Annotated in this window: 22 protein-coding genes; 15 read left to right on the top strand and 7 right to left on the bottom strand. The window is 72.8% G+C overall.

Going from position 1 to position 25,951, the window contains the following annotated elements:
* Positions 1-5 precede the first annotated feature (5 nt).
* Positions 6-755 (top strand): PaeR7I family type II restriction endonuclease, encoded by a 750-nt coding sequence (locus AC27LF_RS14030; protein ID WP_479660784.1) that lies wholly within the window; start codon positions 6-8, stop codon positions 753-755.
* Positions 756-853: 98 nt separating this feature from the next.
* Here the strand turns inward: AC27LF_RS14030 and AC27LF_RS14025 are convergent, their stop codons facing one another.
* A complete protein-coding gene (locus tag AC27LF_RS14025; RefSeq protein ID WP_479660785.1) occupies positions 854-1,678 on the bottom strand; it encodes a hypothetical protein in 825 nt (274 codons plus the stop codon).
* Positions 1,679-1,785: 107 nt separating this feature from the next.
* Here AC27LF_RS14025 and AC27LF_RS14020 point away from each other — a divergent pair, with 107 nt between their 5' ends.
* Positions 1,786-1,911, top strand: coding sequence for a hypothetical protein (locus AC27LF_RS14020; RefSeq protein ID WP_479660786.1), 126 nt, complete (start codon positions 1,786-1,788; stop codon positions 1,909-1,911).
* Positions 1,912-1,978: 67 nt separating this feature from the next.
* Here the strand turns inward: AC27LF_RS14020 and AC27LF_RS14015 are convergent, their stop codons facing one another.
* The gene (locus AC27LF_RS14015) at positions 1,979-2,422 is read right to left on the bottom strand and encodes a hypothetical protein (RefSeq protein ID WP_479660787.1); all 444 of its coding nucleotides are present in this window, start codon (positions 2,420-2,422) and stop codon (positions 1,979-1,981) included.
* Positions 2,423-2,606: 184 nt separating this feature from the next.
* Positions 2,607-4,274 carry an FAD-binding oxidoreductase gene (locus AC27LF_RS14010; RefSeq protein WP_479660788.1) on the bottom strand — a complete coding sequence of 556 codons (1,668 nt, stop codon included), beginning with the start codon at positions 4,272-4,274 and terminating at the stop codon, positions 2,607-2,609.
* A gap of 253 nt (positions 4,275-4,527) precedes the next feature.
* Between AC27LF_RS14010 and AC27LF_RS14005 the strand changes: the two genes are divergently transcribed.
* The 9 genes from AC27LF_RS14005 (at position 4,528) to AC27LF_RS13965 (ending at position 15,868) form a co-directional block, all read left to right on the top strand.
* A complete protein-coding gene (locus AC27LF_RS14005) occupies positions 4,528-5,652 on the top strand; it encodes a LacI family DNA-binding transcriptional regulator (RefSeq protein ID WP_479660789.1) in 1,125 nt (374 codons plus the stop codon).
* Positions 5,649-6,578, top strand: a complete 930-nt coding sequence (locus AC27LF_RS14000; RefSeq protein WP_479660790.1) for an ABC transporter permease — start codon at positions 5,649-5,651, stop codon at positions 6,576-6,578. The genes AC27LF_RS14005 and AC27LF_RS14000 overlap by 4 nt, the downstream gene beginning before the upstream one ends.
* Entirely contained in the window at positions 6,575-7,450 is an 876-nt protein-coding gene (locus AC27LF_RS13995; protein WP_479660791.1) for an ABC transporter permease, read from the top strand. Before AC27LF_RS14000 ends, AC27LF_RS13995 begins: the two co-directional genes overlap by 4 nt.
* 21 nt (positions 7,451-7,471) lie before the next feature.
* A complete protein-coding gene (locus tag AC27LF_RS13990) occupies positions 7,472-8,959 on the top strand; it encodes an ABC transporter substrate-binding protein (protein WP_479660792.1) in 1,488 nt (495 codons plus the stop codon).
* The gene (locus tag AC27LF_RS13985; protein WP_479660793.1) at positions 8,956-9,921 is read left to right on the top strand and encodes an ABC transporter ATP-binding protein; all 966 of its coding nucleotides are present in this window, start codon (positions 8,956-8,958) and stop codon (positions 9,919-9,921) included. Before AC27LF_RS13990 ends, AC27LF_RS13985 begins: the two co-directional genes overlap by 4 nt.
* Positions 9,922-10,698: an ABC transporter ATP-binding protein gene (locus AC27LF_RS13980; RefSeq protein WP_479660794.1), complete on the top strand. Its 777-nt coding sequence runs from the start codon at positions 9,922-9,924 to the stop codon at positions 10,696-10,698. It abuts the gene before it with no gap.
* 38 nt (positions 10,699-10,736) lie between these two features.
* Positions 10,737-12,821, top strand: a complete 2,085-nt coding sequence (locus AC27LF_RS13975) for an amylo-alpha-1,6-glucosidase (RefSeq protein ID WP_479660795.1) — start codon at positions 10,737-10,739, stop codon at positions 12,819-12,821.
* Positions 12,822-12,890: 69 nt separating this feature from the next.
* Complete coding sequence (locus AC27LF_RS13970; protein WP_479660796.1) at positions 12,891-13,817, top strand: dihydrodipicolinate synthase family protein; 927 nt, start codon at positions 12,891-12,893, stop codon at positions 13,815-13,817.
* Positions 13,814-15,868, top strand: a complete 2,055-nt coding sequence (locus tag AC27LF_RS13965) for a golvesin C-terminal-like domain-containing protein (RefSeq protein ID WP_479660797.1) — start codon at positions 13,814-13,816, stop codon at positions 15,866-15,868. Before AC27LF_RS13970 ends, AC27LF_RS13965 begins: the two co-directional genes overlap by 4 nt.
* Here AC27LF_RS13965 and AC27LF_RS13960 read toward each other — a convergent pair.
* Entirely contained in the window at positions 15,852-16,733 is an 882-nt protein-coding gene (locus AC27LF_RS13960) for an AraC family transcriptional regulator (protein WP_479660798.1), read from the bottom strand. The two genes, AC27LF_RS13965 and AC27LF_RS13960, sit on opposite strands and share 17 nt — an antisense overlap.
* Entirely contained in the window at positions 16,723-17,601 is an 879-nt protein-coding gene (locus AC27LF_RS13955) for a phytanoyl-CoA dioxygenase family protein (RefSeq protein WP_479660799.1), read from the bottom strand. The genes AC27LF_RS13960 and AC27LF_RS13955 overlap by 11 nt, the downstream gene beginning before the upstream one ends.
* Before the next feature lie 280 nt (positions 17,602-17,881).
* On the opposite strand from AC27LF_RS13955, the gene AC27LF_RS13950 reads away from it, so the two are divergent.
* The 4 genes from AC27LF_RS13950 (at position 17,882) to AC27LF_RS13935 (ending at position 20,922) form a co-directional block, all read left to right on the top strand.
* A complete protein-coding gene (locus tag AC27LF_RS13950; protein WP_479660800.1) occupies positions 17,882-18,628 on the top strand; it encodes an SDR family oxidoreductase in 747 nt (248 codons plus the stop codon).
* Positions 18,629-18,876: 248 nt separating this feature from the next.
* Positions 18,877-20,016 carry an inorganic phosphate transporter gene (locus tag AC27LF_RS13945; protein ID WP_479660801.1) on the top strand — a complete coding sequence of 380 codons (1,140 nt, stop codon included), beginning with the start codon at positions 18,877-18,879 and terminating at the stop codon, positions 20,014-20,016.
* A 45-nt stretch (positions 20,017-20,061) separates the two neighbouring features.
* Positions 20,062-20,295: a hypothetical protein gene (locus AC27LF_RS13940; RefSeq protein WP_479660802.1), complete on the top strand. Its 234-nt coding sequence runs from the start codon at positions 20,062-20,064 to the stop codon at positions 20,293-20,295.
* A 9-nt stretch (positions 20,296-20,304) separates the two neighbouring features.
* A complete protein-coding gene (locus AC27LF_RS13935; protein ID WP_479660803.1) occupies positions 20,305-20,922 on the top strand; it encodes an NAD(P)-dependent oxidoreductase in 618 nt (205 codons plus the stop codon).
* Between the two features lie 101 nt (positions 20,923-21,023).
* Here the strand turns inward: AC27LF_RS13935 and AC27LF_RS13930 are convergent, their stop codons facing one another.
* Together AC27LF_RS13930 and AC27LF_RS13925 are read right to left on the bottom strand one after the other, a co-directional pair.
* Positions 21,024-25,532: a caspase, EACC1-associated type gene (locus tag AC27LF_RS13930; protein ID WP_479660804.1), complete on the bottom strand. Its 4,509-nt coding sequence runs from the start codon at positions 25,530-25,532 to the stop codon at positions 21,024-21,026.
* Positions 25,529-25,939 (bottom strand): effector-associated constant component EACC1, encoded by a 411-nt coding sequence (locus AC27LF_RS13925; protein WP_479660805.1) that lies wholly within the window; start codon positions 25,937-25,939, stop codon positions 25,529-25,531. Before AC27LF_RS13925 ends, AC27LF_RS13930 begins: the two co-directional genes overlap by 4 nt.
* Positions 25,940-25,951 lie beyond the last annotated feature (12 nt).

The raw sequence follows: 25,951 nt of genomic DNA, 5'->3' as shown, positions 1-25,951 counted from the left end.
GCGTTATGACCGTGAGCCGCGAAGACTTCGAAGCGGCCGTTGCCGCGTACTGGGACGCCAAGCATGCCCAGCAACAGTTGTCGGCTATCAAAGACGCTGTGGGAGCGGGGACGGCCGGATCGGTGCGAGGGGGCAAGCACTTCGACCACATCACTGCGCTGCTCGCAAAATTCTTTCTGGACGCCGGCTACGCACCGGAAGACATCCGGGTAAACTCCAAGCAAGGCTTGGAACTTCCCGGTTACTACCGGCCTCAGAAACAATGGGATCTGGTAGTGACACGTGGCAACACTCTGGTTGCCGCCTTCGAACTCAAAGCCCTGGGTGGGCCTTCGTTCGGAAACAACTACAACAACCGGGTCGAAGAGGCGTTGGGCAGCGCTGTGGACCTGCGTCGCGCTGCCATGGCCGATGCTTTCCCTGGAGAGAAGCCATGGCTTGGCTATTTCTTCGTAATGGAAGACCATCCCAAGTCCCGTAGTTCTGTGTCAGTACGGAAGGGCCCTTTCCCGGTCGAGCGGATCTGGTTGGGTAAATCCTATCAAGACAGATTCGCTCTTTTCTGTGAGCGCCTGATGGATGAGGGACTGTATGATTCCGTTTGCTACGTCACGTCTTCCAAAGAAAATCCCAAGCCAGTAGAACCGGTAGCCAGTCTGGATTGGCGTCATTTCGCGGCATCGATCAATGCGCGCATCAAGTACCTTGAGGACCTGGGGCTGCCTGGACCCAATCAAGACACTTTGCCTCTGTGACTCGCCTGTGGCGCCGCGAGAGTGGCGCCGCAGGACGCCCTCGCGACTGTTGGGCTCGGTGATCTGCTGACGCGGCAAAGTGGATAGACGCTTGTTTCCTAGTCTTCGGCCGTGGCGCGTAGCGCCTCAAGGAGCGTATCCAGCCTTTGGTTGCTTCCTTCAGAGAGTTCCGTCGCCAGCGTGATTAGCTTCTCCAATTCCGTTGCGGAAGATGTGCTGCGCACATGCCCCACTATGTCGATCCAGTAGTGGACAGTGCTTGGATCGCCCGTCACGTAAAACTCTTGTGGTACACCAGCCTTGTCCAGCAGTTCATACGCCCCGCTCTTCTTTGGGAAGAGGGCCAACAATGTGGCAGACAAGGCCAATTCGACTACTTCCAGCCAAGCTGGGGGACGTGGTCTCAAGGCTGCTGTCACGCCGGACTCGGTCTGCGGACTGCTCTGTCGGGGAAGCAGGGGCGGCGAACTGTCGGTGCTATGAGGTTCCTGGGCCTCGGGAAGGCTGCGTCCAAGAGTCGGCTCCGACGGTTGGTCACCACTGCCTCCCACAATTGCATGCTGTTGAGCAGCTGTGATCCACAACTCGTTGAAGCGGTGCACCTCTTGCCCAGGGTCCAGACCGGCCTTGTCTGCGAGGAGATCGGCCAACGCACGAACGACCTCCAGGCTGGGCAGCTCCGTGCCGGCGAAGGCGGCATGGACGGTGCTTTTGGAGCGGATGATTTTTTTCGCCATGTCTGGGCAACTTGGCCACCCTGCCTGCAAGTGCAGCCCGTGTAGTGCTTCGTTGAGCTCCTTGAGAGCACCCGGGGGGAGCCCCGGCTTCTTCAAGGGATTGACCACCACGTACCCCCGACCGTCCAGAACCGTCCAGAACCGTCCAGCAATGCTCGCACGTCGTCCACATGCGTGCTCGGCCATCCAAAGACATCGCAAGGCAGCCGCCAACGTCCTGACCTGCTCAAGAGGGGTGACGCTAGGTGCAGGACGCCCAGCCGGGGCGCATGATCGGAAGGCCATTCAAAGCCATGTCGAAGAAGTCGACCGCTGAGCGGATGATCCGCACCGCGCTGTTCGCATGTGTCCGTGGGGCGGCCTACACCGCTGGTGCTGCCGCGGTGACGGCGGCGTACTGGTGGCTACAGAACCTGTAGCTGACGGCCGCCTGCCCGAACCGCGTTGTCGGGGCCAGTGGTGACTGGCGGGCGAAGACACAGGTCGCTAGGGGCGGGTGGGTGTGCAGGTGGTCAGGTTTACTGTTGGCAGGTAGTGCGTGCTGTGCGGGTTGGTGTCCGCCGGGAGCAGGAGTGTGCGGTCCGGTGGGGTGAGGACTTCGGTCAGTTCGTGGATCGGGTAGCCGAAGAGGTCGATGTCGCCGAAGGCGACCGGGACGTCGGCGGGCTGGTCCGGGACCCGGTCGGTGCGCTCGACGATCAGGTGTCCCATGGTCTGCTCGGCACACGCCGTGCAGGCATAGGCGGTGACCAGGACGTCCCGGTGGACGAAGAAGAAGGCCCAGCGCGCCTCGCGCGGCCACCCGTCGGCGCGGATGTCCGCCAGGGTCGACGCCGTCCACCGCGCCGCACGCTCGGTCATGCCGAATCGCAGGACGCCCGCGTTCGCCGGGAGGACGAGCCCGGTGCCGGGCAGCAAGCGGAAGGTCACTCGCCCAGTGTGCCGGGACGCGTCGGCCGGGTCACTTCGTTTGCGTTCCCTTCGGCCCGGCATGGGTCCGAACCTCCGAACAGTTCCTGGCCGGACCGGGCTTGGCGCACGGCGGAGCCGGTTCAGGTCCGGGCGGTGGAGGAGGCGCTCGTCCGCGACGAGGTCGCGTTCCCCGGGCGGTGGTTCACCGTCCGGGGTATGCCTCAGCCGCGGGTTTGACCGAGAGGGCGTGACGGAAGACGTCGCGCGGGTCCCAGCGCCGTTTGGCCTCGCGCAGGCGGGCGTGGTTGTCCTTGTAGTACAGGGTCTCCCACGGCGTGCCCGAGGTGTTCCAGTGCGGGTCGGCGAGGTCGGTGTCGGGGTAGTTGATGAAGGCCCCGTCGGCGGTCGGGCCCGGGACGGGGACTCCGCCGGTGTCGGCGAAGAGGTCGCGATAGCACGCGCGTATCCAGGCCAGATACTCGGGCGCCTGCTCCGGTTCGGCCCAGGACGCTAGACAGGAGAGCTTCAGCACGGAGTCGCGGTGCGGCATGGCCGTGGCGTCGGACGGGACGGCGTTGACGGCTCCGCCGTAGGTGTTGACGACGACGCTGCCGGCGAGCACCCCGGTGTCCTCGCGGGTCAGATGGCGGTGGACCACGGCGATCTGGCGGTCCGTGAGCCGCCGGCGCAGAAACGCCGACTTGATCTTGATGTGCCAGTCCCCGACGGCCTCACCGGAGCCGCGCAACGCGGCGTCCAGCCAGGGCAGGCGCCGGGTGGTCACACGGGCGGGGCGGGCGGTGCCCGCACTCACCGCGTGGAGGAACGCGTCGAGCATGCGGCGGTCCCGGCCGGGCTCGGCCGCGACCTGGCCGAGCAGCAGGTGGGCGCCGGCCGCACGGCGCGTCAGGGCGAACTCGGCGTACAGCGCCGCGTTCGGGTCGGTGGCGGCGGCATGGCGTTCCGCCCACCGCCCGTGGTTGCGCACCATGCGGGAGAAGCGCTCCTCGTCCATGCCCTCCCAACTCCACTCGGCGGTGAAGGTGAGGGCGGTGGCCGGCGCAGTGGGCGGCGAGCGGAACCAGAAGCGGGTGACGACGCCGAAGCCGCCCCCGCCGCCGCCCGTGTGCGCCCACCACAGGTCGCGGTGCGGGTCGTCACGCTCCCGTGTGGCGACGACGGCGCGCACGGTGCCCTCGCTGTCCACGACCACCACCTCGACGGCGTAGAGATAGTCGCTGACCAGACCGAACAGCCTGCACAGCGGCCCGTATCCGCCGCCGGGCACATGGCCGCCGACGCCGACCTCGGCGTGGTATCCGGCCGGCACGGTGACCCCCCAGCCGAGGTAGAGCTTCTGGTACACCTCGCCCAGCGTGGCCCCCGCTTCGACGGCATACGCCTGGCGCCGCTCGTCGAACGTCACCTCCCGCATGGGTGACATGTCGATGACGGTGGTGATGTCGGGGTGGTCGACGAAGTCCTCGAAGCAGTGCCCGCCGCTGCGGACCGCGAGCCGCGCCCCGGAGGCCACCGCCTCGCGCACGGCCCGCACGACGTCCTCCGTCGAGCCGACGAGACAGACGCGCTCCGGCCTCCCCCGGAAACGGTTGCTCGCTCCCCGCGCCACCAGATACGCGTAGCGGGGGTCGTCGGGTGTCACGCGAAGGGGCCCGCCAGGCAGCCACGCGGGGGCGGTGCTGCCGCCCTCCGGGACCACCGAGGGCGCCGGTGCCGCCGCCGTGCCGCCGTCCTTGGGGACCGCCGCCGAGGCCACCGAGGGGGCCAGCGCCGCCGCCGCGCCCGCGGCCGCCGCCGCGCGGACGATGGCACGCCTGCCGGGCCCCTCCGCCGAACCGTTCGAACTCATGCCGCCTCCCTGTGAGTTGGAATGCCATGTGGTCGACGCTAGGCCGGAGCGGCCGGTACGGCAGGAGGGCTGAGCGGCGGGTCCTGGGTGTACCCGGTGACACCACGGCCCACCCGGTGACCCCACCGCCTGGGCCGGCCCCGCATGCGCAGGTGCCGCGGGAGTGTCCAATTCCGCTTCGGTACAGGGCACTTGACGCCTCGACGGTGCGCTCCTACGTTCCCCGCAGGCTCAATACGTATTGGGGAACCGCGTGGCTGAAGAACGCAAGCGGCGTCGGCCGACGCAGATCGACATCGCGCGGCAGGCCGGAGTGTCCCAGGCGACCGTCTCACAGGTGATCAACGGGGTCTCGGGTGACTATCAGATCGCCCCGGCCACCCGGCAGCGGGTGCTGGACGCGGTCCGTGAGCTGGGGTACGTCGCCAACCCGGTGGCCCGCAGCCTGAAGAGCGGCCGGAACCAGATGCTCGGCCTCTACACCTTCGAGGCCGTCTTCCCGACCGACCACCGGGACTTCTACCACCCCTTCCTGCAAGGCGTCGAGGCGGAGGCCGCCGAGCGCGGCTACGACCTGGTGCTGTTCACCTCCGCGGGGGCGGCCCGCGAGCGCGGGCTGTTCGCCGGCGGGGCCAACCGGCTCAAGGTCGCGGACGGCTGCGTGCTGCTCGGCCGGCATCTGCGGCGGGCCGAGCTGGCCCGGCTGGCCGAGGAGGACTTCCCGTTCGTCTTCATCGGACGCCGTGAGGTCGAGGGCGCCCGGATCAGCTATGTGGCCGCGGACTACGCGACCGCGACCAGCCGGATCGTCGCCGAACTGGCGAAGCTCGGGCACCGCCGCATCCGCTATCTGAAGGTGCCGGGCGACGCCGAGCCGACCCGCGACCGGTTGAGCGGCTTCCGGCGGGGCCTCAAGGAGGCGGGACTCGAACCCGTCGGCAAGGGGGCGGGGCTCGAATCCGTCGGCGAGGGGGCGGGGCTCGAACCCGTAGGCGTCCACCTCGTCACCGAGCCGGGCGAGCTGCGGCCCGGCCTGGTGCGCACATGGCTGGACGACGGCGTCACCGCCTTCGTCGTGGAGCCGACCGAGGACGACCGGGCGGCGGCCGCCCTGTGCGCGGCGGCCGAGAAGGCCGGCGCCGCGGTGCCGGCCGACTGCTCGGTCGCGGTGCTCGGCGACCCGCCGTCGTACTGCTCGCCGCCGCGCGACTGGATGCGCTTCGCCATCCCCCGGGAGCAGATGGGCCGCGACGCGGTCGATCTGCTCATCGGGTTGCTGAACACGCCCGAAGCCGAGGCGCGCACGCTGCTGGTGCCGTGCGCGTTCATCCGCGGCGCGACGGCCGGACCCGTGCCGGGCGCGGAGCGGCGGTCGTGACCGGCATCGTCGTACGCCGGGTCCTCATCGGTCTGTTCGTCATCTGGGGCGCGGTCACCCTGATGTTCGTCATCGTCCGTCTGGCCCCGGGCGACCCGGCCACGCTGCTGCTCGGCCCCGACGCCTCGGCGGCCGACATCCGGCAGGTCCGCTCCCGGATGGGTCTCGACGACCCCGTTCTCACGCAGTACGCGACCTACCTCTGGCACGCCCTGTCGCTCGACTTCGGCACCTCCTACCGGCTCGACGAACCGGCCGTGGACGCGGTGCTCGGCTCGCTGCCCAACACCCTCGAACTGACCTGCGCCGCCAGTGTCATCGCCGTCGTCATCGGCCTGCCGCTCGGGGTGCTGGCGGCCCGCCGCCCCGGCGGCCCCGTGGACCGGCTCGTCTCCGGCTTCACCCTGCTGCTGCAGTCGCTGCCCACGTTCTGGGTCGGGATCATGCTCGTCCTCCTCTTCGCGGTGACGCTGGGGCTGCTGCCCACCTCGGGCGCCGGCTCGCCCCGGTACCTGGTGCTGCCCGCGGTCACGCTGGCGCTGCCGTTCACCGCGATGGTGGGGCGGCTGACCCGGACCGGGGTGGTGGAGGCGATGTCCGAGCCGTACATCCGGACCGCGCGCTCCAAGGGGCTCACCGAGGGCCAGGTGCTGTTCGGGCACGCCCTGAAGAACTCCCTCATTCCGGTGATCACGGTGGTGGGGCTGCAGATGGGGACGCTGCTGGGCGGCGCCGTGATCGTGGAGAACGTCTTCGCCTGGCCCGGCCTCGGCACGATGGTCGTCGAGTCGGTGGCCGGCCGTGACTACGCCGTGGTGCAGGCCGCGGCGCTGTTCATCGCCGCGATCGTGGTCGCCCTCAACCTCGCCGCCGACCTGCTGTACTCACGGCTCGACCCGCGCATCCGGATCGAGGTGCGGCGATGACGGCGCTCACCCAGGTCACCCGCCCGCTCAGGTCCGCCGTCCGCGGCGCCTCGCCGATGGCGCGGATCCCGGCGCTCCTGGTCGGCGGCTTCGTCCTGCTGGCGGTCTTCGGGCCGCTGCTCGTGCCCTACGACCCCACCGCCACCCACGTCGGCGACCGGCTGCTCGCTCCGGGCGCCACGACCCACGCCGGGCACACCGCCTGGCTGGGCACCGACGCGCTGGGCCGCGACATGCTCGCCCAACTGGTGCACGGCGCCCGCACCTCCCTGGTCGTCGGCACGGCGACGGCGGTCGTGGCCGGGGTGTTCGGGGTGCTGTGCGGGCTCGTGGCCGGGTACGCGCGCGGACTCGTCGACGCGGTCGTGATGCGGCTGATCGACATCCAGCTGGCCTTCCCCGGCATCCTGCTCGCCATCGTCATCTCCGGCGTCATGGGACGCAGCTTCACGACCGTGGTGGTGGCCCTTGCCGTCACCCGGTGGATCGCCTTCGCCCGGGTCGTACGCGGCTCCACCCTCTCGCTGCGGGAACGTGAGTGGGTCGCGGCGGCGCGCGTGCTGGGGCTGCCGCGGCGGGCGGTGCTGCTGCGGCACGTGCTGCCGTTCGTGGCCGGACCCGTGATGGCCCTCGCCACCCTTGAGTTCGGGCTGATCGTCCTGTCCGAGGCCGGGCTGAGTTTCCTCGGCATCGGCCTGCCGAACAGCGCCGTGTCCTGGGGGCAGACCATCGCGCTCGGAAAGGAGTACCTCGCCACCGCCTGGTGGATCTCCGCGTTCCCCGGGCTCGCCCTGGCCCTCCTGGTCATCGGCGTGGGTTTGCTCGGTGACCAGCTCACCCATCGTTTCGGCAGCGCTCGCCGCACCGGCTGAGCCGCTGGAGAAGGAGCAGGCATGAGACTGCCATCACGCGGTACCGCGACGGTGATCGCCCTGTTCACACTGGCCGCGTGCGGCGGCACATCCGGCGGGGGCGCGGGCGGGGCGGGCGAGCTGACCGTCGCCCCCAACTGGCCGCTGGTCAACCTCGATCCGCACAGCCCGCGGGCCGACGGGGCCACCGCCTCCGCCGGCCGGCAGATCTTCAGCCGGCTGGTGACACTCTCCGACGGGCGCTACGAGCCGGACCTCGCGACGCGGTGGCAGACCTCGCCGGACGGCCGGACCTGGACGTTCGACCTGCGCAAGAACGTGAAGTTCTCCGACGGCTCCGCACTGACCTCCGCCGATGTCGTCGACTCGGTCAAGCGGATCGCGCGCCTCAACGGGCCGCAGGCCGCCTCCTGGGCGGACGTGACCCCGAAGGCACCCTCCCCGGGCCGGGTGGTGCTGGAGTCGAAGAAACCGGACGTGAGCATCCTCGGCAAGCTCACCGCCCTCTTCGTCACCCCCGCGGGCCAGGCGGAAAGGGAAGGCTTCTTCACCAAGCCGACCGGCTCCGGGCCGTTCAAGGTGCAGAGCTTCAAGCCGAACGAGCGACTGACCCTCGTACCCAACGAGCACTACTACGGCACCCGACCGAAGCTGCGCAGACTCGTGTTCCGCACCATCACGGAGATCTCGGCGCGGGTCGCGGCGCTGCGCACCGGCGAGGTGCAGGCCGCCTGGGGACTGCCCGACGACCAACTGGACCAGCTGAAGGGCACCGGCGAGATCACCGTCAAGGCCGTGCCGAGCTTCGCCGTCTACACCATGTGGTTCAACTCCGGCCGCCCCGCCTTCAAGGACGCGGCGGTGCGGCGGGCGCTGTGGCAGGCGATCGACTACCACAGCATCATCTCCTCGCTGTACCCGCGCACCGGCCGTCCCGCCGACTCGCCGGTGCCGCAGGGGGTGCCGGGGCACGCCCGGCAGACCCCCGTGGCCTACGACCCCCGGGCCGCGAAGGCGGCGCTGGACCGGGCCGGCTTCGACTACTCCAAGACCTATGAACTGCAGTTCTCCGGAGCCGAGTTCCGGCAGTTCGCGCAGGCCGTCGCCTCCGACCTGGCCAAGATCGGGGTCAAGGCCGAGCCGCGGGACAAGGAGAAGGCCGTCTTCCTCGATGATCTGCTCGGCATGAGGTGGGACATCAATCTGCAGTCCCTCGCCCTGGACACCGGTGACCTCGCCGGCAATCTCGGCCGGCTCTACCCGTGCGCGGCCAAACGGACCGGCTACTGCAACCCGGACCTCGACACGATCCTCGCCAAGGCCGGCGGCACGGCCGCCGCGGACGAACGCAACAAACTGTGGGGCGAGGCCCAGAAGATCATCTGGGACGACGCGGTCGGCATGTACCCGATGTTCGTCAACATCGCCTACGCCTGGCGGGACGACGTGCACGGCCTGAAGACCAGCCCGGCCTTCCAGCCGGACCTGACCGGGGTGACCGTCTCATGACCCCGCTGCTCGACGTCGCGGACCTGGTGGTGCGGCTGCCCGGTCCACGCGGGCAGGTCGACGTACTCGACCACGTAGGCTTCGCCGTCTTTCGCGGCCGTACCACCGGACTGATCGGCGAATCGGGCAGCGGCAAGACGATGACCGCCCTCGCGGTGATCGGCCTGCTGCCCGACGGCGCCACCGCCTTTGGCCGGATCGGCTACGACGGCGAGAACACCCTGGAACTGGACGCCACCCGGCGGCGCCGGCTGCGCGGGCGCGAGATGGCGATGGTCTTCCAGGACCCGCTCGCCGCGCTCAACCCGGTGCTGACCATCGGACGGCAGGTCGGAGAGATCCTGCGCCGCGACGGCCGGTCGCGGGCCGCGGCGCGCAGAGCCGCCGTCGAACTGCTGGAGCGGGTGGAGATCCCACGGGCGGCGTCCCGGGTCGACGACTACCCGCACCAGTTCTCCGGCGGCATGCGGCAACGCGCCATGATCGCCCTCGCGCTCGCGGGACAGCCACGGCTGCTGCTCGCCGACGAGCCGACCACCGCGCTCGATGTCACCGTGCAGTCCCGCATCCTCGACCTGCTGCGCCGGCTGCGCGACGCGGAACACATGGCGATGCTGCTGGTCAGCCATGACCTGCGGGTGATGGCGCACACCGCCGACACCATCGTCGTGATGTACGCGGGGCGGGTGTGCGAGACCGGTCCGGCCGGTGCGGTGCTGCGCCGGCCGGCGCACCCGTACACCAGGGCGCTGATCCGCAACGTGCCGACCGTCCACGTGAAGACGCCGCTCACCGACCCGCTGCCCGGCACGCCCGCAGGACCCTTCACCCGGCCCGCCGGCTGTGCCTTCCGCACCCGCTGCCCCATGGCGCGCGAGCGCTGCCGGGAACAGGTGCCGCGGCCCCGGCCGGTCGCCAAGGAGCGCACGAGCGCCTGCCACTACGCCGAGGAGCTGGTCTGAGTGGAGGAACTGCTCACCGTGCGGGACCTGCACGTCAGTTACGCCTCCCGGCGGCGGGGCGCGCGGCTCGCCGCGGTCAAGGGCGTCGACCTGGACGTCGGCGCCGAGGAGATCGTGGCGCTCGTCGGGGAGTCCGGCTCGGGCAAGACCACGCTCGCCCGTGCCGTCGTGGGGCTGATCCGGGCGGACAGCGGCAGCATCGCCTTCCGCGGGGTACCGGTCGGCAAGCCGAGCCGCTGGCCGCCGGCGCAGCGGCGGGCCGTGCAGATGGTCTTCCAGGACCCCAAGTCGTCGCTCAACCCCCGGATGCCGGTCGAGAAGATCATCGCGGAGGCGTGGCGTGCCCACCCCGAAGCGGCACCCGAGGGCGACCGGCACCGGGCGGTCGGCGGCCTGCTCGACCAGGTCGGCCTCGATGGGACCGTCGCGGGGCGGCGGCCCGGCGAACTGTCCGGCGGACAGTGCCAGCGGGTCAGCATCGCCCGCGCGCTCGCGCTGCGGCCCGCGCTGCTGGTGTGCGACGAGGCGGTGTCCGCGCTGGACGTGTCCGTGCAGGCGCAGATCCTCGGGCTCTTCGCCGAACTGCGCGGCCGGCACGGGCTGTCGCTGCTGTTCATCTCGCACGACCTCGGCGTGGTGCGGCAGATCGCGGACCGGGTCGCGGTGATGTACCTCGGGGAGATCGTCGAGTGCGCCCCGACCGAGGAGATCTTCACCGCGCCCCGGCACGCCTACACCCGCATGCTGCTCGACGCCGCACTCGACTTCATCGTCTGAGGGACACCGACCGCACCGTGCAAGGGACACCTACCGCCATGCATCGACCCGCCCCGGACGACTGGAACACCTGGGACGTCCGCTACCACACCGCCGTGGTGCACCCGCCCTCCGGCATCCGCATCCGCGCCGGCATCCGCACGCCCGACGGCCGCGTGATCGACGACTTCACCTGGCGCCGCGGCCTGGTCCGCCTCGGCCACCACACGGTCGACGGCGCCTACGCCGAGGTCACCGTCCACTGCACCGAGGACTGCTGCGGCGCGGCCCGGCTGCGGCTGCGCTTCGCCAGGACCGCTCCGGGCGTGCTGTCCGGCTCGGCCGAGCTGAGCGGGGACGCCGCAGGGCACGCCATCGTGCTGCGCACGGACGGGTTCACCGGCGGCCGGCGACCGGACCTGTCCGCGCCCGCCGTCTTCGAGACGCCGGGAGAACTCCACTTCGACGTCGCGGAATTGCGGTTCGGCTGCGCACCGGCCGGGGGCGCCCACCCGCTCGACGCGGACCTGGACGAAGCGGGCCGCACGGCGGACGCCGCGGCCCTCGCCACCTCCGGTCTGCTCGGCCGCGCGGGAGAGGGGTACACACGCTCGCTCACCTGGAACACCGTGCTGCGTTCCGACGGCGCCCGCGTCATCACCCCGACCTCCCGCGACTTCGTCAGCCGCGAGCGGCGCGGCTTCTACGGCACCTGGGCCCTGCACTGCTGGGACACCTTCTTCTCCGGGCTCACCGCCGCCTGGATCGACCCCGACTACGCCCGCGGGATCTTCGGTCAGATGCTGGAACAGGCCACCCCGCGGGGCCTCGTACCCAACCGTGTCTCCGACGACCGGGGCCGCACCGACGACCGCTCGCAGCCACCCGTCGGCGCGTACACCGTCCTCAAGGCGTACCGGAGCACGGGCCTGTGCGACGCCACCCGCGACCGCCGTCTGCTGACCGAGGCGTACGACGTGCTCCGGGACTGGCACGACTGGTGGCCGCGCGCCCGGCGCGGCCCGCACGGGCTGCTCGCCTGGGGCTCCGACCGGACGGACGATCCCGCGTCGGCCACCGCGGACAGCACCAAGCGCGAGTCGGGCATGGACGACTCCCCGATGTGGGACGAGATCGCCTACGACCCGCGGACCCACACCATGGACCTCGCCGACGTCGGCCTCAACGCCCTGCACGCGGCCGACGCCGAGGCCGTCGCGGACATCGCGGGCCTGCTCGAAGACGCGCGGACCGAACGGCGGCTGCGGGCCGAACACGCCGCCACCGCCGCCCGGATCGAGGAACGCATGTGGGACGAGGCCGCAGGACACCACCGCAATCTGCGCGCCGACGGCGGCTTCGACCGCCACCTGGCACCGTCCATGCTCTATCCGCTGCTGGCCGGCACCCCCTCGGCGCAGCGCGCGCAGCGCCTTGCCGCAACCCTGCTGCACCCCGAACTACTGGGCGGCTCACCGCCGTTGCCGAGCGTGTCACGCAGCGACCCCGGGTACGACCGGCACTACATGCGCGGCCGGGTCTGGGGCCCGGTGGCCTTCCTCGCCGTCGAAGGGCTGCGCCGCTACGGGCTGCGCGAGCGGGCCGCCGCCATCGCGGACGAACTGCTGGGCATGTTCCGCCGGGAGTGGGAGGAGCACGGCCACGTCCACGAGAACTACCCCTCCGCCCCGGGCGAGGACATCCACTTCTTCGAGGCCCGCTCCGACTACCTGCTGACCTGGGGCAACCTCCTGGCGTACCTGGCCATGCAGGAACTCGCCGACCCGCTGCCCGCCGGCTGGCGCTTCGGCCACCCCGGCAGGCCGGCGGCCCTGCGCCGGCTGCGGCTGCGCGAGGGGCCGCTCACCGTCGAGGCCGGCCACCGCCTGCGGGTGACCCTCGACGGAGCCCCGCTGCTGGACGCCCCGCCCCGCACGGTGATCGAGGAGTACGTCCGTGCCCCCGGCGAGGTACGCGCCGTGGTCCACGGACCCGAGGCGGAGGTGGTGTTCGGCGTGCCCGCACCCCCCGGCTCACCGGCGCGCACCCAGGTCGAAGGACACGTCGACACCAGCCGCGTCGCCGCCGACGGGACGGTGCGCCTGACCACAGGGAACGGGACCGCGGTGCGCATCACCGTCTGAGACGCCTCCGAGAAACGTGAGAAACATGAGAACTGCGAGAGACCTGTGAGAAGGAGGAGGGGCACTGACGTGACCGACGGGCACGCGTTGCTGCGCGGTGTCATGGTGCCGCTCGTCACCCCGATGGAGCGGCCCGGCATCCCCAGCGCCGCGCACGCCCAGCCGCTGCTGGAGGAACTGCACCGGGCGGGCGTGCGAAGCCTGATGCTGCTCGGCAGCAACGGCGAAGGACCCCTCGTCCCCACCGACCGCATCGGCGCGTTCGCGGCCGGCGTCGCGGCGCGCTGGCGGGCGCTGCGCCCCGACGGGCCGGTGCTCGTCAACGTCACCGCTCCCGGAACCGCCGAGGCGCTGCAGCGCGCCGAGGCCGTGCGGGCGGCGCGGCCGGACGCGCTGGTGCTGAGCCCGCCGCTGTACTTCGCCCACCGCGACGACGAGATCGTGGCGCACTACGCGGCGCTGAAGGACCTCGGCGTGCCCGTGATCGCGTACAACGCCCCTGCCTACGCCTGCCCGTTCACCCCCCACCTCGTGGACGCCGTGCTCGCTCTGGACCATGTGGCGGGCATCAAGGACAGCTCGGGCGACCCCGCGCTGCTCGACCATCTGCTGGCCCGGGCGGCGCGGCTGCCCGCGACCGGCGTGAGCCAGGGCGCGGAGACGGCGCTCGCACCGGCGCTGCGGCGCGGCGCCGACGGCATCGTGCCGGGCATCGCCAACGCCGCGCCGGGCCCGGTCGTGGCCCTGTACGAGGCCGTACGCGCGGGCGACGCCGCGGCGGCCGACCGATGGCAGGACATCGTGACGAAGCTGCTGGGGGTGCACCGCGTCCGCCGCGGCGTCCCCGTCATCAAAGAACTGCTCGCCGCACGCGGGCTCTGCCCCGCCCATGCCGCGCCGCCCTTCACCGCCTGCACCGCGGCCGAACGCACCGCGCTCGCCGCGTACGTGGATCCGCTGTCCGAACACCTCGTCCCCGCAAGGAGCAGCCCGTGATCCGTGTGCTCACGCGCCTGGCCTGTACGGCCGCGCTCGCCCTGCTGCTCGCTGCGGTCCCCGCGCCCGGCTCCGCACAGGACGCCGGATCCACCACCGGGCACGTCACCGAGACGACCCTGTGGGACTCCACCGACGGGACACATGTGAACTACCACGTCCAAGGGCTCGCCGTGCTGCCCCACGACAGGGTGCTCGTGTTCGCCGAAGGGCGGCTCACGGCCTGCGACGCCGGGCCGCACGACATCGTGATGCGGCGCAGCACCGACGGCGGCCGCACCTTCGAGGCGAGCCGCGTCATCGTGCCGGCCGCCGACGGCGAGTCGTGGAGCAACCCGACGCCCGTCGTGGACACGAAGACCCGCACCGTCTACCTCTTCGTCAGCAGCACCACCCGCGACGAGGGCAACACCACCTGCTCGGCGGACCGTTCGACGATCCACGTCATGCGCAGCGCCGACGCCGGCCGGACCTGGAGCGCGCCGCGTGACCTCACCGGACTCTTCGACGCCAACGCCTACGACTGGACCCTGCACGGCGCCGGGCCGGGGCACGGCACCCAACTCGCCGACGGGCGGCTGCTGGTGCCGGTCGCACACCGCCGCACGATCACCGGCCACACGACGGCCGAGCGGATGTACGGCCTCGCCATGCTCTCCAGTGACGACCACGGCAGGACCTGGCAGGCCACCGCGCCGGTGCCGGTCTCCCCGGACTACCCGGTCAACGAGAGCCGGGTCTACCAGCGCGCCGACGGCACCGTCGTCGTCAACGGCCGTGCCGCCGCCGGCGGCACCCGCTACCGCATCACGGCCACCAGCACGGACCGCGGCAGCACCTGGTCCGAGCCGGTACTCGACGGCGCCACCCGCGAGTTCGTCGCCATCGACGCGGGAGTACTGGGCTACAGCGGCGGCCCCGACGACGGCGGCCCCGACCGGCTCCTGTTCTCCCGCCCCGACGCCTCGGCCCGCGAGAACCTCACCGTCTCCGTGAGCTACGACGAGGGCCGCAGCTTCCGTTACCACAAGGTCGTACACGCCGGCCCGTCCTACTACTCCGACCTGGCCCGGCTCTCGGACGGCACGGTCCTGCTCGTCTACGGCCGGGACGGCACCAGCCCGGCCTTCCCCGAGCGGATCGCCCTCGCCCGCTTCGACCTCGCCTGGCTGACCGGCGGACGCGACCGCGGCGGCCCCGGCACCGGCCTGACCTCGCGCGCGTACGAACTCGCGGGCCGCCCCGGCACGACGACCGCGCCGGGCAGCGCCGCCGAGACCGTCGCCGACGCCAACGCCCAGGGCGGCAGGGTGCTGCGCTACGCGGCGCACCAGTCGGGCGACTACGTCGAGATCCCCTTCCGCACGCCCCGCCCCGGCCGCTTCGAGCTGTCGGTGCGCCTCCAGCGGGCGGCCGACCGCGGTCTCGCCGAGGTCAGCGTGGACGGCAGGACGCTGCCCGCGGGCCGCGTCGATGCGACGCTCTCCTCGCTCCAGGGCTACCAGGTGGTGTCCCTGGGCAGCGAGGAACTGTCCGCGGGACGTCACCGGATCCGCTTCACCCTGGCCGGTCCGGGCCGCGGCGGCGGCACGGTGATCGCCCCGGACCAGCTCACCCTGACCCGGGCCGCCCACCCGGCCGACCCGCCCCGTGTCATCGCCGACGACGACTCGCTGTTCAGCTTCGCGCAGGCCGGGCAGTGGTCGAGGGCCACGGGCACCACCGGCTTCTACGGGCAGAGCTACCGCATCCACCCGGCCGGCGACGGCTCCGCGGTCGCCCGCTGGTGGCCGGACGTACCCGAGGCGGGCCGCTACGAGGTGCAGGTGCGCTACACCGCGGACCCCAACCGCGCCTCCGACGCCCCCTACACGGTGCGTTCCGCCGACGGCCCGCACACCACCCGTGTGGACCAGCGCTCCGGGGGCGGGCAGTGGGTGTCCCTGGGCACCCACCGCTTCGACGCCGGCACCGGCGGCGGTGTCGAGCTGAGCGACGCGGCCGACGGGTACGTGGTGGCGGACGCCGTCCGGCTCATTCCCGCCAGATGAGCGCCCGCAGCCCCGGCGCCGCAGGCGGCACGGGCGGCGCGCCCTCGGGGCCCGCGGCCCGGAACGCGCTGGGCGTCACGCCGTACACGGCCTTGAACCGGCGGGAGAGATGGTAGGCGTCCGCGAAGCCGCACTGCTGCGCCACCGCCCGCAGGCTCAGGTTGCTCAGCCACAGCAGCGGCTCGGCCCGTGCGAGCCTCAGCAACTCGACGGCGGCGACCGGACCGGTGCCGAAGTGCCGGCGGAACAACCGGCACAGGGTGCTCTCGGACACCCCTGCCGCCAACGCCAGTTCCGCGAGCGTCAGCGGCTCGGCGGTGCCGCCCGACCACCGCTCGCGTACATACGCCGCCATGGCCGCCACCGGCGCGGGCACCTGGTCGCGGGGCCCGCCCGGCGCGGGCAGCGGGCCCTTGGTGAAGACGGACAGCAGCAGCCGCAGCACCCCGGCCGCCCTGTGCCGCCAGCCGTCGGGACGCTCGGTGCCGAGCCAGAGCAGGTAACGGCACAGGGCCGCCATGGGGTCCTCGCGCCCGCCGAGGTCGCGCACCAGCGGCCAGCGTTCCTGGCCCGGCTCGGCGGGGAGCGCGAAGTGCACATAGCCGTGGCGGGTGAAGCCGCCGGGATCCCACGCGAAGTGATCGCGCATCCCCGGCCGGACCAGCAGCAGTGTCCCGGGCCGCAGATCCTGGACCGTCTCGCCGCAGGTCCAGCGGGCCCGGCCGCGGATGATCCAGACGAACTCGAAGTTCACGGCCGTACGCGGCCCGAACACGGCGCCGGGCGGGTAGTCCCCGACCGCGGGCCCGAGCCGGTCGACGAGCCGCGGTCGGTCAGCGGACCGCGGGCCGTTCTCAGCGGTCACAGCCGCCCTCGCGGTCGGGCCGCAGATACGGCTCGCGGATGGCCGCGATGCCTTTGTAGGCGTACGGGTCCTGCCCCGCCACCATCACGATGTCGCGGAAGTCCGCCTGACCCATGTGCTCGCCGGGGCCCGGCGGCTGCCAGGGGAGCAGCGACCGCGCGGACATGTAGTGTCCGACCAGTGCCCTGCGGTAGCCGTGGCGGCCGGAGTTGGGCAGCGACTTGTGCAGCAGATAGCCGTTGAACAGCAGCACCGAGCCGGCCGGCATCTCGACGGGCACGGCGTCGGCCTCGGTGTAGGGGAAGCCGTACAGCTCCACCGTGCAGTCGTAGCGCGGGTCGTGATGCTCGCGGTCGGGGTAGAGGACACCCCGGCGATGGGAGCCGGGCAGCACCCACAGGCAGCCGTTCTCGACGGTGGCGTCGTCCAACGCGATCCAGGCGGCGGTGAGCGACCGGTCGCGGGTGGGGATGAAGAACTCGTCCTGGTGCCAGGCCTGACCGGGCTTGCCCTCGGACTTGATGAACAGCATCGACTGCATGGCCTTCACATCCGGCCCGATGACCTCGGTGAGGGCGGCGACCAGCGCCGGATGGCCCAGGGTGTCGCGGACCAGCGCGGACAGCTTGTGCGGATAGTGGACGCACAGGTGGCGGCGGAGCACCGCGTCGTCGTCCCACTCCGGTGCGAGCGCGGGGGCGCGGCCCACCCGTCCGCGCTCACCGCGGCAGATCGCCACCGTCTCCGCGCGCAGCCGGTCCACCTCGGCGGGGGTCAGGGCGCCGTCGAGGACGGCGAAGCCGTCATGGGCGAAGCGCGCGGACAGCGTCCGGTCCGATTCCCCCGCCCTGCCGTTTCCTGTCACCATCGCCTCCCCGGTGCGGACCTGTCGTGTACTCCATGGTCTGCTCAGCGGCGGAGCCGGGCCATGGCCCGTACGGTCGAGGCGATGGCGAATCCGGTCAACCCCGTCCTCCGGCACCTCATGGGCCGCCGCCCGCTGCCCGCCGCCCGCCGTGCCGAGCGCCGGCAGAACGGCCTCGCGGTGACCTGGGGCACCGGGTGGGATGTCACAGAACGCGGGGTGTCGTTGTCGTTCTCTCGTACGGCAGGGCGGCAAGGCGGCAGGGAGAGGGACGGGAGTGCTCATGAAGATCGCGGTTGCCGGTGGGACCGGTGTGGCCGGGCGGCGTGTGGTGGAGGCGCTGCGGGCCCGTGGGCACACGCCGGAGGCGCTGTCGCGCGGGCAGGGCGTCGACCTGCTCACCGGGTCCGGGCTGGACGCGGCGCTGGCCGGGGCCGAGGCGGTCATCGACGTCAGCAATGTGATCACGACCCGCGCGTCGGTGTCGGTGGACTTCTTCGACCGGGCGGGACGCCACCTCGTCGCGGCGGCCGAGCGGGCCGGGGTACGGCACCTGGTGACCCTGTCCATCGTGGGGATCGACCGGGTGCGCAACCCCTACTACACCGGCAAGCTGCGGCAGGAGGAGATCGTCCGCGGCGGGGCGGTGCCGTGGACGATCCTGCGGGCGACGCAGTTCCACGAGTTCCCGGGGCAGCTGCTGAACGGCGTGCCCGGGCCGGTCGCGGTGGTACCGACGGCGCGGGTCCAGCCCATCGCCGTACGCGAGGTGGCCGAAGCCCTCGCCGACCTCGCCCCCGAGCCGCCGCTGGCGATGGCACCCGAGCTGGCCGGGCCGCGGGTCGAGTCGCTGGTCGACATGGCGCGGCGCCTCACCGCCGCGGGCGGCGCCCGCAGGCGCCCGGTCCTGCCGCTGCGCGTACCCGGCGGGATGAGCAGCGGCGGGCTGCTTCCGACCGGCGCCGGCCCCCGCGGCACCCAGACGTTCGCCGACTGGCTCAGCGAGAAGACCTCCGCCACGCCGGCCTGACGGTGCGCGGGGCCCGCACGGGCACGCCGGTCAGCAGCCGACCCGGCGCTCGGGTTGCGCGTCCGGGCGGCCTCGTCAGGATGGATAGCGAGACGGACACGGTCACATGCCGGCGCGCGGGCCCCTCCCGTGCGGACTCCTCCGGGGCCGACACGTCGTGTCACGGGCGGCCTCGGCCGGACGCCGGCGTGGGACGGGGAAGGACGTCCGGCTACTCGTACGACGCACCGAGTGAGAGGCCGTCGGCGGTGGAAAGCTTTTCCTTCCTGCTCATCGCGGTCATTGTCACCGCGTTGGCCTTCGATTTCACCAACGGCTTCCACGACACCGCCAACTCCATGGCGACCTCCATCGCGACGGGGGCCCTGCAACCCCGGGTGGCGGTCGCGGTGGCGGGCGTGCTGAACCTCGCCGGTGCGTTCCTGTCCACCGAGGTGGCTTCGACGATCTCGAACGGGCTCGTCAACGACTCCAGGGTCTCGCTGGTCATGATCTTCGCCGGGCTGGTCGGCGCGATCCTGTGGAACCTGACGACCTGGCTGTTCGGACTGCCGTCCAGTTCGTCGCACGCGTTGTTCGGCGGACTGATCGGTGCGGTGTGGGTCGGAGCGGGCGGATCGGCCATCCACTTCACCCAGGTGGTGGAGAAGATCGTGATTCCGGCGATCGCCTCGCCGATCCTCGCGTGTGCGGTGGCCCTCGTCGCGACCTATCTGGCCTACAAGATCACCCAGCGCACCGCGGAACACAAGGTCAACAAGGGTTTCCGGGCGGGCCAGGTCGGATCGGCCTCCCTGGTGGCCCTGGCCCACGGCACCAACGACGCACAGAAGACCATGGGCGTCATCACCCTCGCGCTGATCGCCACCGGTTTCCTCCCGCACGGCTCGCAGCCGCCGTGGTGGGTGGTGCTCACCGCCGGCCTCGCCATCTCCCTGGGCACCTACGTCGGCGGCTGGCGGATCATCCGGACCATGGGCAGGGGCCTGACCGACATCCAGGCCCCGCAGGGCTTCGCCGCCGAGACGACGGCGACGGCGGTCATCCTGTCCTCCTCCCACCTCGGGTTCGCGCTGTCCACCACACAGGTCTGCACCGGCGGCATCCTCGGCTCGGGGCTCGGCCGCAGGCTGGCCAGGGTGCGGTGGGGCATCGCCGGGCGGATCGCGGTGTCCTGGGTGCTGACGCTGCCGGCCGCGGCGGCGGTCGGCGGGGTCTCGGCCTGGGTGGCCGACCAGGGCGACCTGGGGGTGGCCGTCGTGGCGGGCGTGACCGTGGCCGCGGCCACCGGCTTCTACGTGCTGTCCCGGCGCCGGCCGGTCAACCCGGACAACGTCAACGACGTACCGCCGAGGGAACGCGAACTCACCGGCTCGTCCGCCGTGTGAGCGGCACCGCCCCCATGGTTTTCGCGGTCGCGGAAGGAGCGCGCGATGGACATCAAGTGGGACAACCTCGGAGAGGTGTCCCTGGCCAGCTTCGGCGTCACGATCGCGGTGGTCGTGCTGTTCTCACTCGCCATCGCGGCCTGGAACCGGGCCGGCGGCCTGCGCGCCGGCACGGCGGACGGCGGACCCGCGCGGGCCGCGGCGGGCGCCGCGGTGCTGTGCTTCGCCGCGTGCCTGGCGGTGGCCGCGTACGGCATCGACCTCATCGTGCCCGGCTGAGCCGCCCCCGTGCCGCACCAAGCCGTCGCCGCGCCGATCCGCCGTCTGCCCCAGGGGCAGTCGGCCGTCCGGGACGGGCGGTGGGCGGGGGAGATCGCCTACGACGCGCCGAAGCCGACCGAACTCCGGGCGGGCATCGTCGGCATGGGACGCATCGGCCGGATCGTCGCCGCCTCGTGGGCCGCGCTCGGTGCCCGGGTCCACGCGTACGACCCCTTCGCACGGTTCTCCGAGGTCCCCGCCGCACCGCTGGCACAGGTCCTCGAAGAGTCCGACGTCGTCTCCCTCCATCTCCCGCTCACCGAGCGGACGCGCCATCTGGTGTCCGCCGCGGTGCTGCGACGCATGCGCCGCGGAGCCGTCGTCGTCAACGTCTCGCGCGGCGGACTCGTCGACGAGCGGGCACTCGCCGAGGCGCTGCGCTCGGGACACATCGCGGGCGCCGCGCTCGACGTCTTCGCGCAGGAGCCGCTGCCCGCGGACCACGCCCTGCGGGACGCGCCCAACGCGATCCTCACGCCGCACATCGCCTGGCGGTCGACCCGGTCGCTCGGGGCGCTGCAGGACGGCGCCGTCGCCAGGGCACGCCGGGCCCTCACGGGCGAACCGCTCATCGACCTCGTCTGACACCGAGCCGGCCGCAGCCGCGGACCCGAGCAGGAGGACATGGGGGCGCGCGGTCGGGGGTCGGGCCTGTCGGCCCGGGCGGTGGGCGGTGGGCGGTGGCGTCAAGGGCAGGTCTGGTGGAAGGCGATGCCCGGTGCGTAGTCGTTCCACTGTTCGTGGGTCAGTCCGCCGCTCGCCACGTCACAGGCCGTCCGGATCGGGTCGGCGCTGATCGCGGGCAGGTCGCCGAGGTCCCACACCAGCGCGGTGCGGTCGGCGCTCACGGTGACCAGGCGCCGGCCGTCGGGGCTGAAGGCCAGGTCGCCGATGGCGTCGTGGTGCCCGGTGAGGACGGCGGCGAGGTGCGGCCGGGTGCGGTCGCCGACGTCCCAGAGGACGGTGCGTCCCTCGTCGCCGACCCCGGCGAGCAGGTTCCCGCCGGGGTGGAACGCCAGTCGGCTGACATCGATCCGGCCGTCGTCGGCGGGCACCGTCCCGACCCGGCGGGGGTGCGCGGCGTCGGAGACGTCCCACAACAGGACGGGCTCGTCGTCACCGCCGCCGGTGGCGAGGGTCTTTCCGTCCGGGGCGAACGCCGACGTGGAGTCCCCGTCCGGCAGTGCGACCGGCTTGGCGGACCCGTGCCGGTCCCACAGCCCCGTCCCGGTCCCGCCCGGCAGGGCCAGCAGCCGTCCGTCCGGGCTGAAGTGGGCCTTGTCATGCGTGCCCAGACCCGAGAAGCCGCCGAGGTCGCGGGGACGGCCGGGCCGGGTGAAGTCCCACAGCCGTGCCTGGGCCGGTGAGAAGAAGGTGTCCGCGCCGGTGGCCACCAGCGTGGCCCCGTCGGGGGAGAAACCGACCGAGGAGATCATCTTGCCGGGGCCGGGGAGATCGGCCACGCGGCGCGGGCTGGACCGGTCCGTGATGTCCCACACCAGGACGCGGCCGTCGTCGCCTCCGCCGGCCAGGAGTTTTCCGTCCCGGCTGATCGCGAGGGCGCTGACGGCCTTGGTGTGTCCGGTGAGCGTCGCCGTCCGCCGGCGGCGCGTGGGATCGGTGAGGTCCCACAGGTCTATGGTCTCCTGGACCCCGCCGGTCGCCAGGGTGCGGCTGTCCGGGGTGACGGCGGTCGCGTCGAGCGCGCCGCCGGGTGCGAGTGTCGCGGTGACGGTCGGCCGGCCCCGGGCGGTGACATACCAGTGCAGCACCGACTTGTCGGTCGCCGACACCACGGCACGGCCGTCCGGGGTGAAGGCCAGGGCCGCCACCGAACCGGTGTTGCCGGAGAACGTCCGGATCCGCTGCGGGCGGCTGGGGCGGTCGAGGTTCCACAGATGCGCGTCGCCGTCGAGGCCGCCGGTGACCAGCCGGCGGCCGTCGGGACTGAACGCGAGCGCGGCGACCATGTCCGTGTGGGCGGCCCAGGAGGCCAGCAGGTCGGGCCGGGCCGGAACGGAGAGATCCCACAGCAGGACGGTGCGGTCGCTCTGGGCGGCGAACAGCCGGCCGTCCGGGCTGAAGGCCATCGCTTCGTTCAGCAGGTCCTTGCGGGTCAGCCGCCGCGGCCGGGCCGGATCGGCGACGTCCCAGAACGTGGCGCCGGAGCGGTGCACGATCGAGTCCTTGTCGACCGGCTCCTGACGGGCCGTGATCCGGCTCGTGGAGCTGACCAGGGTGCGGCCGTCCGGGCTGAACGCCAGCGCGCTGTCGTCGTACACGCCGTCGCGGAGCGCGAGCCGCCGCGGCCGGGCCGGATCGCGCAGGCTCCACAGCGCGAGCGATCCGCCGAGGGCCTTGTCGTTCCACCACCCCGCCGCCGCGAGGGTGCGGCCGTCCGGGCTGAAGGCCACGGTGCCCGGAGAGCCGGGCAGCGACGGCAGACGCAGCGTGGCGAGTCGGCGCGGGTGGTCCCGGTCGGCCAGGCTCCACAGGTTCACCGAGCCGTCCCGGCACGCCGCGGCGAGCAGCCGGGCGTCCCGGCTGAAGGCGAGCCCGTCGACATAGTCGCGGCAGCGGGCAAGGGCCGTCCGGGCCGGACGCGCGGTGTTCCGGACGTCCCACACGGTGATCCCGTGCTGGTAGTCGGTGGTGGCCACCAGCCGGCCGTCCGGGCTGATCCCGGCCACCTCCTGCCGTCCTCCCTTCGCCCGCCAGTCGGGCAGCGGCGCGCTGCCGCCGAACGGCGTCTGCGCCAGCGTGTCGAACACCGCCCTGCGTGCCTCGGCCGTCGGACGGAGCCGGTAGGCGGCGAGCCCCAGCCGCAGCGATGTCTGCGGGTCGGCCTGCCGCAGGTTGCCGGCCTCCGCGGTCAGCGCCCGATACGTCGCGAGCCGCCGCTGGTCCTGCGCCGTACGCTGCTGCTGGAACGCCACTCCCGCGGCGATCAGCGCCAGGCACAGGGCCACCGCCACCCCGCCCAGGGCCTGCTTCAGCCGCCGGGTGCGGCGCGCGTCGCGCTGCCGTTCCGCGCGTGCCGCCGCGCCGCTCGCCACCAGGAACACCAGGTCCTGCCGGCGCAGCGGCTGCCGTCTCAGCCGCGCCCGGCGATCCAGGTCCTGCGCGGCGTCGAGCCGGGTGCCGCGCAGCAGGAACGACGGGTCGCGGCCGGCCGTCTGCCAGGCGTCGGCGGCCTCCGCCAGTTGCTGGCGCAGCAGCAGGTCGGTCCGGTCCTCGTCGATCCAGCGGCGCAACTGGGGCCAGGCGCGCAGCAGCGCCTCGTGGGAGATCTGGGCCGTCGACCGGTCCATGGTGATCAGCCGGGCGTTCGCCAGCCGGTCGCACACCTCGGTGACCAGCCGTCGCTGCCGCGGTGACCGGCCGTCCAGCAGCTCCGCGGGCCGCACCCGGCGGCGCACCACCGTGTCGGCGCCGTCGGCGGTGATGTGGATCATGCGGAGCAGTACGTCGCGCAGGACCCGGCGTCCGGGCTCGTCGAGGGACTGGTACAGCTCCACGGTGGTCTTGGTGACGGACTGCCAGATGCCGCCGGTGCGCTGGTAGCCGGCCAGGGTGAGGACCGCGCCGCTGCGGGTGCGCCAGGTCTCGCGCAGCGCGTGCGCGAGGAACGGCAGGGCGGCGGTGTCGTCCGGCCCGGCCAAAGCGGCGGGCCCGAGGACGCCGCCCTGCCGCAGGTCGTGCAGCAGCCGGTCGCTCAGGCCGGGCTCCAGGCTCAGACCGGCCCCCTGCGCGGGCCCCTCGACGGCGGCGCGCAGGGCGTCCTCGTCCATCGGTGGCACGGTGAACTGCCCCTGGGAAAGGGCCCGGACCAGCGGCGGGTGGGCGAGACAGCTGCCGTAGTGGTCGGCGCGCAGGCCCAGTACGACGCGTGGGGCCCGGTCCCCTGCCCCGCCGGTGAGCAGGCCGATGAACCGGGCACGCTGCTCGGTGTCCCGGCAGCGGGTGAAGATCTCCTCGAACTGGTCGACCACCAGCAGCCGGCAGGGTCTGCGGCCGGGCAGCGGCTCGGGGAAGCCGTCGCCGTCGGTGAAGGCGGTCAGCACCTCGTCCGTGTCCCGTCCGGTGGCCCGCGCCCACAGCTCGGCCAGCGACCGCAGCGGCATCGGTCCCGGCGCGGGCAGCAGCAGCGCCGGCCAGGGCACGTCGTCGGGGCCGCCGCCGCCGGCCGCCTCGCGCAGCCGCTCAAGCCCGGCCAGCAGCCCGGCCCGCAGCAGCGAGGACTTGCCCACCCCGGACGCGCCGACCAGGATCACCGGGTGCCGGTCCGGCGGGCGGGTGACGCTGCCGCCGACGGCGTCCAGCAGCCGCGCGGTGATCTCCTCCCGCCCGAAGAAGTGCCGGCTGTCCTCCGCACGGAACGGCTCAAGACCCGGGTAGGGGCACGGTACGTCGGCGGGCGGCACGGCCGCGGGCCCCGGAGCCGGGCGGTAGCCGCGGTTGCGGGCGACGCGCAACTCGCCCAGCCGGCCCTCGCTCTGCCGGTGCGGACGCACGGGGGAGCCCTCGAACTCGCGCTCCAGCAGCGCGTGCATCCGATCGATGGTCAGCCAGGGCGGCCCGGCCGGGTCGCCCCGCTCCAGCAGCCGCAGCAGCCGGCCGCTGAACAGGGTGTGGCGCTCGCCCTCCGGCGCGAAGGACAACGCGAAGTGCGAGGCCGAGCTGAGCAGCACGCTTCCGCGGGGCCTGGCCGCGGCGAACGGCTCGCCGTGCCGCCCGCCCGCCGGCACGGCGGCACGCCCGGAGAAACAGCAGTCCAGGATGACGACGCCGTCTCCGGGCGCGTCGCTCAGCAGGTCCCTGACGGTGCGGTACGGCACCGCGTGTGAGACCCGGTCCGCGGCCTCGGTGGCCTGGGTGGCCAGGTACAACTCGTCGCCGGGGCCGAGCAGTCCGTGGCCGACGTAGTACAGCAGCAGCACGCCGGGTGCGTCGGCGACCGCCCGTTCCACCGCCGCGACCACGGCCGGCGGGTCGGCGTCCGCCGGCACCCGGTGGATCGCCTCGTCCGGCATGCCGCACACCTCGCGCAGCACACGGTGCAGGTCGTCCAGGGTGGTGTCGACCGACGGCAGGTCCGGCAGCCGCGACCCGGGAACATGCCGGCCGGTGCCGACCAGGATCGCCCGCGCCCCCGGGGCGGCCAGTCCCGCCTCGGCGGCGGTGCCGCCGTTCACGGTCCGGGCGGTGCGGCGCCGTCCGGTTCGCGGCGGTGCTCGGGCCGTGGCGGGTCGCCGACCGCGGCGGCCAGCCGCTCGACCAGGTCGGCGGCCTGCGCCGCGTCCGCCCTGACCTGGGTGGACTCGATGCTGATCTGGGTGCCGTCGGGCTTGGTCACGGTGATGGTCTGGCTGCTGCGGCGGCTGGCCGCCCAGGCGACCACGGCCCCGGCGAACACCGTCGCCACCCCGCCGGGCTCCAGGATCGCGATGAGCGCGTCCATCGCCCCGCCGCCCATCGCCCCGGGCGGCGGAGGCTGTGTGTCCAGCCGGATCCGGCCCCGCAACTGCGGTTCCGCGGTCAGCCAACGGCGCAACTCCGCGCCGCCGTCGCTGCCACCGTCGACGGTGATGACGATGCGCATGGTCCCCCAACA

It is taken from the genome of Streptomyces diversicolor, assembly GCF_057537855.1.
The sequence above is the reverse complement of the archived record's forward strand: the minus strand, read 5'-3'. Positions and strand labels throughout refer to the sequence as shown.